Raw genomic sequence first — 12,603 nt, forward strand, 5'->3', positions numbered from 1 at the left:
GGGTGACGCCGGTGGACGGCACGGACTGCATTGCACAGCCGCGAAGCGCTTCGGGAGGAGGAGCCTTCGCGGCTTTTTTTTGCGCTGAACCAGCGGCCTGAGCGGGCATGACGGGCCCCGGGCGGGCGGGAAAGTATTCTGAACGCGCCGTGCGCAGATTGTTATCAAACGTTCAGACTGGCACTATTACTCATATTTTAAGGGCGGAAGGGCAAAGCTCACAAGGCGGCGCGCTTCCACGATGGGGAATGGCCCTTGGCGGCCCTCGCTTTGCGGCGGGGGCCGTTTTCAGTTCAGCTTTCCGCAGCGGCGCTCATATTCGGCGATGGCTTCGGGCATCCATTTGCGGAAGTTTTCGGCCCGAGTGGCGGAGGCCGGGTGGGTGCTCATCCATTCGGGCGGGCGCTGGCCGCCGCCGATCTCGCCCATCCGCTCCCACAGCTCGGGCGCTTCGCGGGGATCGTAACAGGCGCGCACGAGCAGATCGAGGCCGATCTTGTCAGCCTGGGTCTCGTGTTCGCGCGAGAAGGCAAGGAAGCCGCCCTGGGCAGCGACCCCGAAAGCCTGCAGGACCGCCTGACGCTGGCCCGCATCCATATCCCCTACCCCGACCGCGAGGGCGACCTGGCCGATCTGCAGCATCTGCTGGGTGCTCATCCGCGCGGCGCCGTGATGGGCCAGGGCATGGCCGATCTCATGCCCCATGACGACGGCGAGCTTGTTGACATCGGCGACATCCTCCAGCGTGACGCGGCCATCATAATTGCCGGTGATGTCGAGAATGCCGGTATAGACCGCCACATAGCCACCCGGCAGGCAGAAGGCGTTGGGGGTGGGCGAGTCCACGACATAATAGGTCCAGTCGAACTGTTCGACGACGCCGGGCATCCGGTAGCCCTGCGTGCGATAGTCGTTTTCCAGTTCCAGCGCGGCGCGCTCCAGCCGGGCGCCGATTTCGCGAACCGTTTCCGTCAGCCGGCGCGCATCGCCCCGGCAGCTGGCCTCATCGGCGCAGAGCACGGTGTTGCCCTGGCTGTGTTCCTGCTGGAGGATCTGCAGATAGGATTGCTGGCCGAGCTTGATCTCGTCAGCCACCGACAGGGTGTTGAACTGTTTCTTGCCGGGCGCGAAGGGCACCTCTTTCTGGTTTGACTGCCAGTAGATGAAGAGGCCGATGAGGGCGATTAGGATGATCCCGCCGCGCCCTCCGATGTCTCCAAGGCCGTTGGCCCGTATGGGCTGTCTGGACTGCTGCATCGCCGGGCGCTCCTGAAGATATATCGCTGCAATAGTTAACCCAGCGTCTGGCAGGCGAAAAGACAGGAAGCGCCGCATTGCGAAGCGGGCCCGGATCGCTATGTTTGCCCCCATGACCGAACAAGCCCCTGCCCCGAAACTCGAGATCCGGATCATTCCGGTGACGCCGCTGCAGCAGAACACGTCGATGATCTGGTCCACCGAGACCAAGGAAGGCGTTTTTGTCGACCCCGGCGGCGAGGTGGACAAGCTGATGCAGGCGGCCGACCATTTCGGCGTCAAGATTGTCGGCGTGTGGCTGACCCATGGGCACCTTGATCATGTGGGCGCGGCAATGGACGTGAAAGAACGCACCGGCTGCCCCATCATCGGGCCGCACAAGGACGACCAGTGGCTGCTGGACGAGGTGGAAGCCAGCGGCGCGCGCTATGGCATCCGCGACGGGAAGAATGTGCAGCCTGACCGCTATCTGGACGATGGCGACGAACTCGACCTGGCCGGCAACACATTCGGCGTAGCCCACTGCCCCGGCCATACGCCGGGCCATGTGGTGATCTATCATCAGGACGGGGCGCTGGCATTCGTGGGCGATGTGCTGTTCCGCGGCTCTGTGGGGCGCACGGATTTTCCGCGTGGGAACCATCAGCAGCTGATCGATTCCATCACCGGCAAGCTGTGGCCTCTGGGCGATCAGATGCGGTTTGTGCCCGGCCATGGGCCAATGTCGACCTTTGGCCAGGAACGCCAGGACAACCCCTTCGTGGCCGATGCGGTGACCGGCTATAACGGCGCAGAGCGCGGCGACGCCGATGAAATGCTGCAGCGCCTGTCCAAGCGCTATACCTGAACTCCATGTAATTTAAGGAACCGATGCGGAAAGCCGGCGTTTCCAATCCACTAACAGGAAAGGAACGACCCATGATCGGATACGTGAAACTTGCTGCGATCGGCGCCAGTGCGCTGGCCATGGCCGCGTGCACCTCTTCAGGCACGGCAGAACGCAACGCAGCTGCAGGCGCCGCCCTTGGCGCAGCCGCCGGCGCTGCTATCGGCAACAATGTGGGCGATGGCAATGCCACACGCGGCGCCGCCATTGGCGCAGCAGTCGGCGGCGTTGCCGGCGCAGCCCGCGGCTGCAGCCAGGCCGGGGATTGCGGCACGGGCAACCGCCCCGCCAATTATGATCCGTACAATTACGATAGCGATGGCGACGGCGTGGTCGATGCGCGCGACCGCTATCCCGACGATGCCCGCCGCTGGTAAGCCCCATGCGGCGCACTTCCGGCGAACCTGAGCGCGCCGACAGCCCTGCCCCCTCATCCGGGGGCGGGGCTTCCAGCATGATCGGTCCACAGACAAAAGATGAAGACGCCCCTCACCGGCAGGAGCCGATGAAAGGGCCGAGCCCGTTCCGGCGCTGGATGGAGCAGTCCGGCCAGGCCCGTTGACGGGCTAGGGCGTTTCCCCCTCCAACTCCGCAATCTTGCGGAGATTGGTGTTACGCAGCACGTCATGCAGCCAGCCCGGCATACCGGGCAGGTCGGCTGTTTCCGTCGTGCGGATATCCCCCGACTGGAAAAGGTCCAGTGCCTCATTGATCATCAAGCGTCCGGCGATCCCCTGTCCGGCGGCATCTGCCTCGGCCGACATCTCGCTGACTGCGCGCAGGAAGGCGGACCGGGCAGGCCCGGTTTCCTCAACGGTCGGCGCGCCAATGCCGGCCGCTTTCGGGGTCCAGTTGCGGCTGATTTCCAGGGCAACCGAAATCTTGGCCGACTCGGTGCCGATCACGCCCGGCGCAAACCAGTCTTCCCTCGCAACATGCTTCAGACTGTCCGGGTCATACAGGACGCGGCTGACGCCATGCTCGTCCAGCAATTTGTCGAGCAGCGCCTGATCCCGCGTCTGCCAGAGACCGAAGGGCGCCGATTTGCCTTCCAGATATTGCGAGACATCGCGCAGCGCTCCGCGCAGGTAGATATGGACATCGACCTTCCCGGCTATTTTCTTGTCTTGAACCTGCTGCGTGATCGCCTTGGCGCGCTGGACCAGGGGGCTCCAGTGCGCCCTGTCCTGGGAGCCGCGGCAGGCATCCGCCAGTCGGTCCAGCAGCTTCAGCGAAGCTGGCCGGCCAATCGTCTCATAGGCCGCTGCGGCGGTCGCCATCGCCATTGTGACCTCGTTACACGTGAGCGGCGGGCGCGTCTCCGTCAGGACCGGATGAACGTCATGGCCTGCTTCCGCATAGCTGGTCATGGATTTGACGGCCTCTTTGACGATCCCGTACCAGTCTTCATAGCGTAGATTGAACTGCGCAGTTCTAAGGTATTTCGGTGCATCCTGCTGGGCGGCGAGGATATGGTCCATGGCTTGGGTAACATACGGGACATGCGCCGCCTTGCGGCCCTCGCCGGGAGGCGTATCGGCTTCAAGCCGTTCAACCCATTTCAGCTCGGCGCCCGCAGCGATGATCCGTACCCAGCCTGTCTGCGGGCATTGGCCGGCATCCAGACGTATCTCCGCGAGCTTCTCCGCAAAGACTTCATCGGTGACCGGCGTGCGGCCGGCAAGCGCCGCCTGGACGGGCGACTCGCCGAGCGCGTTATAGGCCGTGGCAGCCTTGACAATCCGATCCGGGCCGCAAGGCGCAGGCGAAGCCAGCGCCGGGGCAGCGCCGAGCATTGCCGCGAAGGCGAGACCGGCGATTCTGAAACAAGGCTGCATCCTACTCCTCCGCTTTCTGGGGCCCATAAACCTTCTTCAGCATGTCAAACAGCCAGGGCGGCGGAAGATCGTAGCCATCCATCGTATGCGCGCGCGTCCGGCTTTCCTGCACATTGGTCAGGGCAAAGAGGATGGCGGCGCGCGTCTCGGCCTCCAGCCCGGCGGCGCGGCCTTCGGCCACGATGCCGGAAACGAAATTCGTATAGGCCGTGCCAGCCTCCGCGAGTGTTTTTGTGCCTGCCGCCATCTCGGCAGCAAGACCGGCCCATGTATCGCTGAGGGTCCAGGCGAGGGTGAAGTTCACCTCATCGCCGCTCATGCGCTTACCCGCGAACCACTGATCCCGAGGCAGGAGACCCGCCTGCGGATCAACCCCATGCTTGCGCAACTGGCTGTCGAGTTCGCCAGAGGTGATCTTCGATAACAGGATGCCGAACTGGCCGTGATTCATCTCGAAATAGGTGTCGCGCGCCGCACGCGCGGCAAGCAGCAAATCCCTGACCTGCGCCGGATCGGTGATCGCCCCTGTCCGCACAAGATTGGTGTAGGAATAAGCCAGAGCGCCGGCCGGGGTGTCGTTTTTACGGGTCTGATCCGTGCTGCACGACTTTGCTGCGGCCTCCAGGAAAGGCCGGAAAATCAGGTCTGCCTCTGTCTTCATGGCATAGGCGACGGTCTGGGAGTCCGAGGCGATCCAGCCATTGCAGGCCGGGGGCGCTTCGGCCGCGAGATAGGGATGCACCGTGCCCAGCTTTGCAATCTGCATGAGCGCCGTGATGATGGCTTTCCGGTTATCGGCCGCAGCGCTGTAGGTGAGGTTTCCCCTCTGCGCGCCGGCCTGGACCCCGAAACGGTCTTGCCGGTCTTCAGACTGCACGGCGATGTATTTGCTGGACCGGCCATAGGCGCGGATCAGGTAGTCCACCGCTGACTGGTTGACCTGGTTGTTGTTGCCCCGCACCAGAACATCATAGGCGCGCATATCCATCAGCGCGCCCATCATGTTCAGCCAGGGATGGTCCGGGCAGCGGGAGACCTGCCCGTCAATTTCCGTCAATGCCTGCTGAAACTGCTCGGCGGTATTGGTCTGCCTCAGGCTGGCTTCCAGCGCCTTGGGCAGATGCACCGTCTCGCAGGGGTCTGCTTCGGCCTGGGCCGCGCCGCCTATCAGAGGCGCGGCCAGCAGGCACAGAGCCGCGAGGCGGTATGCGACCGCCCCGATCATTCCACTTCCGACACGATGATGAATTGGGGCGCCTCAACAAAGCCCATGAATTCGCCCATCACGGCCTGGACGGTCTCGCCGGCCATGTCCTCATTGGTGAAGCCATCGAGGTCGGGGATGGCGAAGGCTTCGATATAGGCGACGCCGGGGGCGCCCTCGCCCATCAGCAGGCGCTCGGCCCGGTAGGTGCGGAAGGACTGGACGCGGGCAAGGCTGCGCATGGCCGGCTGGTCAGTGACGCGCACCCATTCCTCGAACTGCTCGGGGCTGACGCCCTCTTTCAGCGTGTAGAGGATGAAGAGGTTGGTCGTAACCTCGGCCGGGGCTTGCCTGACGGCGTCCACTGTGCTGGCCGGGGCGTCTGCGGCGGGCGCGGGCGCCGGGGCATTGTCACAGGCGGCCAGAAGCAGGGCCAGGGCGGCGGCGGCGAACGTGGTTTTCATGGGTCTTCCCTCCTGAAGCAGTTGGCAGATGTCACCTGATCGGCGGCCTGCGTTCCCCTTCCGGGCCCGTGCGGCGATAAGACCGGGCAGAAGCGGAACGAAACGCGCGTGATTCATCTGGATTTCCTCCGCTTCAGCCCGTAGCACCGCGCCAGACGCAGCGCTTCCCCCCGAAGAGGGGTATTGAGCGCACCTTGCGCCTTGCCCCCGCGCCCGACTCCCTGCTATCGGGCAGCCGTTTGACCGCCTGTGAGGAGACCACGACCCATGCCCAAGCGCACAGATATCTCCTCGATCCTCGTTATCGGCGCCGGCCCGATCATTATCGGCCAGGCCTGCGAGTTCGATTATTCCGGCGTTCAGGCTGTCAAAGCCCTGAAGGCGGAGGGGTACCGGGTGATCCTGGTGAACTCCAACCCCGCCACGATCATGACCGATCCGGAGCTGGCGGACGCGACCTATATCGAGCCGATCCTGCCCGAAGTGGTCGAAAAGATCATTGAGGCCGAGCGCCCGGACGCGCTGCTACCGACGATGGGCGGACAAACGGCGCTGAACTGCGCGCTGGACCTGCATTATGCCGGCATCCTCGAGAAATACGGCGTCGAACTGATCGGCGCGAAGGCCGAGGCCATCGAGATGGCCGAAGACCGCAAGCTGTTCCGCGAGGCGATGGACCGGCTGGGCCTGGAAAACCCGCGCGCAGCGATCATCGCCTCGCCAGAGCTGCCCGCCGAACCGGGCAAGCCCAAGCGCTATGACCGCCTGACAGGCCTGAAACAGGCGATGGACGCGCTGGAAACGGTCGGCCTGCCCGCGATCATCCGCCCGGCCTTCACCCTGGGCGGCACCGGCGGGGGCATTGCCTACAATGTGGAAGAGTATGAAGAGATCTGCCGCTCGGGCCTGGCCGCCTCGCCCAACGCCCAGATCCTGATCGACGAGAGCCTGCTCGGCTGGAAAGAGTATGAAATGGAAGTGGTCCGCGATACGGCGGACAATTGCATCATCATCTGCTCGATCGAGAATATCGACCCGATGGGCGTGCACACGGGCGACTCCATCACCGTGGCCCCTGCCCTGACGCTGACGGACAAGGAATATCAGGTGATGCGCAACGCCTCGATCGCGGTGCTGCGCGAGATTGGCGTGGAGACCGGTGGCTCCAACGTGCAGTTTGCGGTGAACCCCAAGGATGGGCGCCTTGTCGTCATCGAGATGAACCCGCGCGTGTCGCGCTCCTCGGCGCTTGCCTCCAAGGCGACCGGCTTCCCGATTGCCAAGGTCGCCGCCAAGCTTGCCGTTGGCTACACGCTGGACGAGCTGGACAATGACATCACTGGCGTGACGCCCGCCTCGTTCGAGCCGACGATTGATTATGTCGTCACCAAGATCCCGCGCTTTGCCTTCGAGAAATACAAGGGCGCCGAGCCTGTGCTGACCACGGCGATGAAATCCGTGGGCGAAGCAATGGCGATTGGCCGCAGCTTCCAGGAGAGCCTGCAGAAGGCGCTCTGCTCGCTGGAGACGGGGCTTTCGGGCCTCAATGAACTGCCCTTCGAAACCGAGAGCGCGCTGCGCCAGGCGCTCGGCATCCAGTCTCCCGACCGGCTGCGCGTGATTGCGCAGGCCTTCCGCATGGGGCTGAGCGTGGAAGACGTGCAGGCTGTCACCTCGTTTGACCCCTGGTTCCTGCGCCAGATCGAAGAGATCGTGAAGACCGAAGCCCTGATCGTGGCCAACGGCCTGCCGGGCAATGTTGCCAGCATGACCGAGATCAAGGCCATGGGCTTCTCCGACAAGCGCCTGGCGGAGCTGACCGGCAATACCGAAGACGGCGTGCGCGCCCATCGCCACGGCCTTGGCGTGCGCCCTGTCTATAAGCGGATTGATACGTGCGCGGCAGAGTTTGCAGCCAAGACGCCTTATCTCTACTCCACCTATGAGCACGCCCCCTTCGGCCAGGCGGCCGCAGAATGTGAAGCCGGGCCCTCTTCGCGCAAGAAAGCCATCATCCTGGGCGGCGGGCCCAACCGCATCGGCCAGGGCATCGAGTTCGACTATTGCTGCTGCCATGCGGCCTTCGCGATGGAAGACCTTGGCATCGAGTCCATCATGGTGAACTGCAACCCGGAAACGGTGTCTACGGACTATGATACATCCGACCGCCTCTATTTCGAACCGCTGACCATCGAGCATCTGCTGGAGATTATCCATGTGGAGCAGTCCGCCGGTGAACTCGCCGGCGTGATCGTGCAGTTTGGCGGGCAGACGCCGCTGAAACTGGCAGGCCCGCTTTTCCATGAGCAGGTACCGATCCTGGGCACGAGCCCGGAGTCCATCGATCTCGCCGAAGACCGCGAACAGTTTGCGGCCCTGCTCGACAAGCTGAACATCCAGCAGGCGCCTTCCCGCACCGCGCGCAGCGTGGAAGAGGCCGAGGTGAAGGCCAACGAGATTGGCTATCCGGTGATGCTGCGGCCTTCCTTCGTGCTGGGCGGCCGGGCGATGGAAATTGCCCGCAATGATGAAGACCTGCGCAAGTTTGCCGCCGAGGCCCTGAAGGTTTCAGGCGACGCTTCCCTCTTCATCGACCGCTATCTGGCCGATGCCATCGAAGTGGATGTTGATGCCATCTGTGACGGCGTGACCGTGCACGTGGCCGGCATCATGGAGCATATCGAGGAAGCGGGCGTGCATTCGGGCGACTCTGCCTGCGCCCTGCCGCCCTTCACGCTTTCGGCTGACCTGCAGAAACGCCTGGCCGAGCAGGCCGCTCAGCTTGCCATGGCGCTCAACGTCCGAGGGCTGATCAACATCCAGTTCGCGGTCAAGGATAACGAGATCTATGTGCTGGAAGCCAACCCGCGCGCCAGCCGCACCGTGCCCTTCGTGGCCAAGGCTGTCGGCGCGCCGATTGCCGGCATTGCGGCCAAGGTGATGGCGGGCGAAGCGCTTTCCAGCTTTGACCTTTCCAACGCCCGCCCGCGCCGGATCGCGATCAAGGAAGCGGTGTTCCCGTTTGCCCGCTTCCCCGGCGTTGACCCGCAGCTTGGCCCGGAAATGCGCTCGACCGGGGAAGTGATGGGCTGGGATGATGATTTCGGCATGGCCTTCCTCAAGAGCCAGCTGGGCGGCGGCGTGCGCCTGCCCGAAGAAGGCACCGTGTTCATCTCCGTGCGCGACAGCGACAAGAAGGGCGCCGAAGAAGCCGCCCGCAGCCTCGCCCAGCTTGGCTTCACCATCCTGGCGACCAGCGGCACGGCCGACCATCTCGAATCGAAGGGCATTCCGGTCAAACGGGTCAACAAGGTGCTGGAAGGCCAGCCCCATATCGTGGACGCGATGATCAACGGAGACGTGCAGCTGGTGTTCAACACCACCGAAGGGGCCGCCTCGCTGTCGGACTCTGCGTCCATTCGCCGGACGGCGGTGGCCAGAAAAATTCCTTATTTTACAACGCTCGCAGCGTCTCTGGCAGCGGTCAAAGCCATTGCCAGCATGAAATCACAGGAAATCTCCGTACGCGCCTTGCAAAGCGCCTGAATGGCTCCCACTTGACGCCCTTGATTTTTGCGACAACGTTTTTTGCCGCTAAGAATGAGGGATACTCTCGATGGAACGCATTCCGATGACCGCTGAAGGCCATGCCGCGCTTCAGGCCGAACTGAAGGTGCTCAAATCCGTTGAGCGCCCGAGCATTATTGCGGCCATTTCCGAAGCCCGCTCGCATGGCGACCTGTCGGAGAACGCTGAATACCATGCCGCCAAGGAGAAGCAGAGCTTCATCGAAGGCCGCATCAGCGAGCTCGACGACAAGCTGGCGCGCGCCGATGTGATCGATGTGAGCAAGCTCAGCGGCGGCAAGGTGCGTTTTGGCGCCACGGTGACGATTGCCGATGTCGATACCGAGGAAGAGCAGACCTACAAGATCGTCGGCGAAGACGAAGCGGATGTGAAACAGGGCAAGATCTCTGTGACCTCCCCCATCGCCCGCGCCCTGATCGGCAAGGAAGAAGGCGACGAGGCCGAAGTGGCCGCGCCCGCTGGCGCCCGCGCCTATGAAGTGATCAAGGTCGTCTACAAGTAAGCCCAACTGCAGACAAAGGACCGGCCAGCATGGCCTCCCTCGGCCCATCGATCTGGGCGGTCTCTGATGGCCGCGCCGGCAATGCCGCGCAGGTGCGCGCGCTGACGGCGGCGCTGGGCGCGACCAGCCGCTGGATGAAGATTGCGCACATCGCCGGAGAGGCCCACCGGCATGAACCGCTGGTGCTTACCCCCCGCGCGCCCTGGCGCTGGCTGCCGGCGGACCGGTGGCCCTCCCTCCTGCACGCCTTGCCGAAGGATCAGCGCGCGCTGCTGACCCCGCCCTGGCCGACAGTCTGGATTGCCGCCGGGCGGCGCTCGGCGCCGATGACGAAATATGCGCGCGCGGCGTCGGGCGGGAAAACCTTCACGGTACAGATCCTGGACCCTTATGTGGACCCGTCGAACTTCGACCTGCTGGTGGTGCCTGAGCATGACGCGGTGAGCGGGCCGAATGTGGTGCGCACGGTGGGCTCGCCGGCCTATTTCTCGCCCGAGGCGCTGGAAGAAGCGGCGCAGGCCTTTGCCGACCTTGCCGATGAAACGCGCCGGTCTGCGATTGTGATCCTGGGCGGGGATTCGCGGGTGCACACCTTCACCAACGCCGCCGCTGACCGGCTGGAAGGGCAGATGCGCGCGCTGGCGGCCGATGGCTGGCGCCTGCGGCTGACGAGTTCGCGGCGCACGCCGGTGCCGGTTGCCGCGCGCTTCCGCCAGATGGCGGGCGATATCGGCGCCGCTTTCTGGGCCGGGCCGCAGGACGGGCCCAACCCCTATCTGGCCTGGCTGCTCTTCTCCAATGCGGCCATCGTGACCGAGGACAGCTCGAATATGCTGTCGGAGGCCGCCTGGCATGGCCTGCCGGTGCATATCGCGCGGCTGGAAGGGCGCGCTGACAAGTTCGATCGGTTGCATGACAGCCTGATCCAGCGCGGGGTTGCCCGCTGGTTTGGCGGCCAGCTTGATCAGTGGTCGTATGAACCGCTGCGGGAGGCAGACCGCGTGGCCGATCTCATCGTGGAGAAGCTGCTGGAGCGCTACCCGCCGCCGAGCTTTTCAGGCAGCGTGAAGGCGCCGGACTGGCTCAGCTGAGCCACTGGAACCTAGAGTTCAAACCTTTTTGCAATGACCTCTGCGGCCTGTGCGGGCGTGGCTTCAGTGGTGTCGACCTCAAGATCATATCGCGCATTTACATGCACTCTGGCGTGCTGCCAGCGCGCCTGGCCCAGGTCCCGGTCTCCCCGCGCCCGCTCCCTTGCCTCACAGGCCTCAAGCGAGGCGTACACCCCGACAAAATGAACCGTATGCTCACGGAGGAGCGCTTCGTAGGCCTGCTGCTCACTCCCCTGCAGCCAGACATCGTCCACGACAAGATCCAGCCCCGCATCGGCAAGGGCTTTGACTGACCGGCGCATACCGTCTAGCAATTGCTGGCAGAAAGCCCCTGTTTCAATGGCGATCTCCGGCGGATCAGCGCCCTCGACAGGCCGGAACACAAACGCATCGGGATGATTATTCAACCGGCGCGGCTGCATGCCAAGGAAAGCGTCCATCTGCACATGCAGCAAATTCCTTGCGGCAGCCTGCTGCAAAGCGCGGGCAAGCGACGACTTGCCCGCGCTGCTGGTGCCGTTGAGAACAACGATAGCCGGCATCAGGCCGCCGCCACGCGTTCATCGGCCGGCAGGGGCCGGGCGATGAAGCCGCCGCCGAGGATGCGGGTGCCGCCATCGGGGTCATAGAGCACAGCCGCCTGGCCGCGCGCGACGCCTTCTTCGGGCGCATCGAAAAACACCGCCGGGGCGCCGTCTTCATAGCCGAGCCAGCCGGGCACGGGCGGACGGGTGGACCGCACACGGATCAGCACACGCGCGCCTTGGGTGGCGGCTTCTTCGAGGCTGCCCTGCCCCAGCCAGTTGAGTTCTTCCAGCAGCAGGCCGCGCGTCATCAGCGCTTCGCGCGGGCCAACGATGACCCGGCGTTTCGGCGCGTCGATCTTCACCACGAACAGCGGATCGCCGGTGGCCACGCCAAGGCCCCGGCGCTGGCCGATGGTGTAGTGGATGACGCCGTCATGATTGCCGAGGATGCGGCCATCAAGATGCACGATCTCGCCGCCGCGACCCGAACCGGGGCGCAGCTTTTCGACGACCTTGGCATAGGAGCCATCGGGCACGAAGCAGATGTCCTGGCTGTCGGGCTTGGCGGCGACCTGCAGGCCGAATTTCTCGGCGAGGTCGCGAACCTCCGTCTTCGGAAGACCGCCCAGCGGAAAGCGCAGGAAATCGAGCTGTTCGCGCGTGGTGGCGAACAGGAAATAGGACTGGTCGCGGCTGGCATCATGGGCGCGGTGAAGCTCCGGCCCATCGGGGCCGTCCACGCGGCGGATGTAATGGCCGGTGGCGAGGCAATCGGCGCCGAGTTCCTTCGCGGTGGCGAGGAGGTCTGCGAACTTGACCGTCTGATTGCAGCGGATGCAGGGGATGGGCGTGGAGCCGGAGAGGTAAGTGTCGGCAAAATCCTCCATCACCTGCTCGCGGAAGCGGGATTCGTAATCGAGCACATAATGGGGAATGCCGATGGCATCGGACACGTTGCGCGCGTCGTGAATGTCCTGGCCCGCGCAGCAGGCGCCCTTCTTCTCGATGGCTGCGCCATGATCGTAAAGCTGCAGCGTGATGCCGATCACGTCATAGCCTTCGGCTTTCAGCATCGCGGCCACAACGGAGCTGTCCACGCCGCCAGACATGGCCGCCACAACGCGGGTTTCATGGGGAGGCTTGGCAAAGCCAAGCGAATTGACGCGGCCAGCGGGCCACGCAGCGGTATCGGTCGTCATCTCTCACTCCCACCGGGGTCAAGGCC

Annotated in this window: 11 protein-coding genes; 5 read left to right on the forward strand and 6 right to left on the reverse strand. The window is 64.2% G+C overall.

Annotation, left to right across the window (positions count from 1 at the left end; translation table 11 throughout):
• Positions 1 to 288: 288 nt before the first annotated feature.
• Positions 289 to 1,257, reverse strand: a complete 969-nt coding sequence (locus HPO_RS10835) for a M48 family metallopeptidase (protein WP_051612530.1) — start codon at positions 1,255 to 1,257, stop codon at positions 289 to 291.
• 112 nt (positions 1,258 to 1,369) lie between these two features.
• On the opposite strand from HPO_RS10835, the gene HPO_RS10840 reads away from it, so the two are divergent.
• The gene (locus HPO_RS10840; RefSeq protein WP_035598484.1) at positions 1,370 to 2,104 is read left to right on the forward strand and encodes an MBL fold metallo-hydrolase; all 735 of its coding nucleotides are present in this window, start codon (positions 1,370 to 1,372) and stop codon (positions 2,102 to 2,104) included.
• A 71-nt stretch (positions 2,105 to 2,175) separates the two neighbouring features.
• The gene (locus HPO_RS10845; RefSeq protein ID WP_035598320.1) at positions 2,176 to 2,520 is read left to right on the forward strand and encodes a YMGG-like glycine zipper-containing protein; all 345 of its coding nucleotides are present in this window, start codon (positions 2,176 to 2,178) and stop codon (positions 2,518 to 2,520) included.
• A gap of 189 nt (positions 2,521 to 2,709) precedes the next feature.
• Here the strand turns inward: HPO_RS10845 and HPO_RS10850 are convergent, their stop codons facing one another.
• The 3 genes from HPO_RS10850 to HPO_RS10860 are packed head-to-tail and all read right to left on the reverse strand — an operon-like array spanning position 2,710 to position 5,649.
• Positions 2,710 to 3,981, reverse strand: a complete 1,272-nt coding sequence (locus HPO_RS10850) for a hypothetical protein (RefSeq protein ID WP_035598323.1) — start codon at positions 3,979 to 3,981, stop codon at positions 2,710 to 2,712.
• A gap of 1 nt (position 3,982) precedes the next feature.
• Positions 3,983 to 5,206, reverse strand: a complete 1,224-nt coding sequence (locus HPO_RS10855) for a hypothetical protein (RefSeq protein WP_035598325.1) — start codon at positions 5,204 to 5,206, stop codon at positions 3,983 to 3,985.
• Positions 5,203 to 5,649 carry a hypothetical protein gene (locus HPO_RS10860; protein ID WP_241767900.1) on the reverse strand — a complete coding sequence of 149 codons (447 nt, stop codon included), beginning with the start codon at positions 5,647 to 5,649 and terminating at the stop codon, positions 5,203 to 5,205. Before HPO_RS10860 ends, HPO_RS10855 begins: the two co-directional genes overlap by 4 nt.
• A 267-nt stretch (positions 5,650 to 5,916) precedes the next feature.
• Between HPO_RS10860 and carB the strand changes: the two genes are divergently transcribed.
• From carB to HPO_RS10875, 3 genes are all read left to right on the forward strand, one after another.
• On the forward strand, positions 5,917 to 9,195 hold the full coding sequence (gene carB / locus HPO_RS10865) for a carbamoyl-phosphate synthase large subunit (RefSeq protein ID WP_035598327.1): 3,279 nt from the start codon (positions 5,917 to 5,919) through the stop codon (positions 9,193 to 9,195).
• Between the two features lie 70 nt (positions 9,196 to 9,265).
• A complete protein-coding gene (gene greA / locus HPO_RS10870) occupies positions 9,266 to 9,739 on the forward strand; it encodes a transcription elongation factor GreA (RefSeq protein WP_035598329.1) in 474 nt (157 codons plus the stop codon).
• Positions 9,740 to 9,768: 29 nt separating this feature from the next.
• Complete coding sequence (locus tag HPO_RS10875; protein ID WP_035598332.1) at positions 9,769 to 10,830, forward strand: mitochondrial fission ELM1 family protein; 1,062 nt, start codon at positions 9,769 to 9,771, stop codon at positions 10,828 to 10,830.
• Between the two features lie 11 nt (positions 10,831 to 10,841).
• Here the strand turns inward: HPO_RS10875 and HPO_RS10880 are convergent, their stop codons facing one another.
• Both HPO_RS10880 and mnmA read right to left on the reverse strand, forming a co-directional pair.
• Positions 10,842 to 11,393 (reverse strand): chloramphenicol phosphotransferase CPT family protein, encoded by a 552-nt coding sequence (locus HPO_RS10880; RefSeq protein WP_035598336.1) that lies wholly within the window; start codon positions 11,391 to 11,393, stop codon positions 10,842 to 10,844.
• The gene (gene mnmA / locus HPO_RS10885) at positions 11,393 to 12,577 is read right to left on the reverse strand and encodes a tRNA 2-thiouridine(34) synthase MnmA (RefSeq protein ID WP_035598339.1); all 1,185 of its coding nucleotides are present in this window, start codon (positions 12,575 to 12,577) and stop codon (positions 11,393 to 11,395) included. Before mnmA ends, HPO_RS10880 begins: the two co-directional genes overlap by 1 nt.
• Between the last annotated feature and the right edge of the window lie 26 nt (positions 12,578 to 12,603).

The organism is Hyphomonas polymorpha PS728, from assembly GCF_000685315.1.
Lineage (GTDB): Bacteria > Pseudomonadota > Alphaproteobacteria > Caulobacterales > Hyphomonadaceae > Hyphomonas > Hyphomonas polymorpha.

Excerpts from the sequence above, each read along its gene's own strand:
- HPO_RS10845 (WP_035598320.1), top strand. The coding sequence starts at position 2,176 with ATGATCGGATACGTGAAACTTGCTGCGATCGGCGCCAGTGCGCTGGCC.
- HPO_RS10835 (WP_051612530.1), bottom strand. The coding sequence starts at position 1,257 with ATGCAGCAGTCCAGACAGCCCATACGGGCCAACGGCCTTGGAGACATC.
- HPO_RS10880 (WP_035598336.1), bottom strand. The coding sequence starts at position 11,393 with ATGCCGGCTATCGTTGTTCTCAACGGCACCAGCAGCGCGGGCAAGTCG.
- HPO_RS10860 (WP_241767900.1), bottom strand. The coding sequence starts at position 5,649 with ATGAAAACCACGTTCGCCGCCGCCGCCCTGGCCCTGCTTCTGGCCGCC.
- greA (WP_035598329.1), top strand. The coding sequence starts at position 9,266 with ATGGAACGCATTCCGATGACCGCTGAAGGCCATGCCGCGCTTCAGGCC.
- carB (WP_035598327.1), top strand. The coding sequence starts at position 5,917 with ATGCCCAAGCGCACAGATATCTCCTCGATCCTCGTTATCGGCGCCGGC.
- HPO_RS10850 (WP_035598323.1), bottom strand. The coding sequence starts at position 3,981 with ATGCAGCCTTGTTTCAGAATCGCCGGTCTCGCCTTCGCGGCAATGCTC.
- mnmA (WP_035598339.1), bottom strand. The coding sequence starts at position 12,577 with ATGACGACCGATACCGCTGCGTGGCCCGCTGGCCGCGTCAATTCGCTT.
- HPO_RS10875 (WP_035598332.1), top strand. The coding sequence starts at position 9,769 with ATGGCCTCCCTCGGCCCATCGATCTGGGCGGTCTCTGATGGCCGCGCC.
- HPO_RS10840 (WP_035598484.1), top strand. The coding sequence starts at position 1,370 with ATGACCGAACAAGCCCCTGCCCCGAAACTCGAGATCCGGATCATTCCG.
- HPO_RS10855 (WP_035598325.1), bottom strand. The coding sequence starts at position 5,206 with ATGATCGGGGCGGTCGCATACCGCCTCGCGGCTCTGTGCCTGCTGGCC.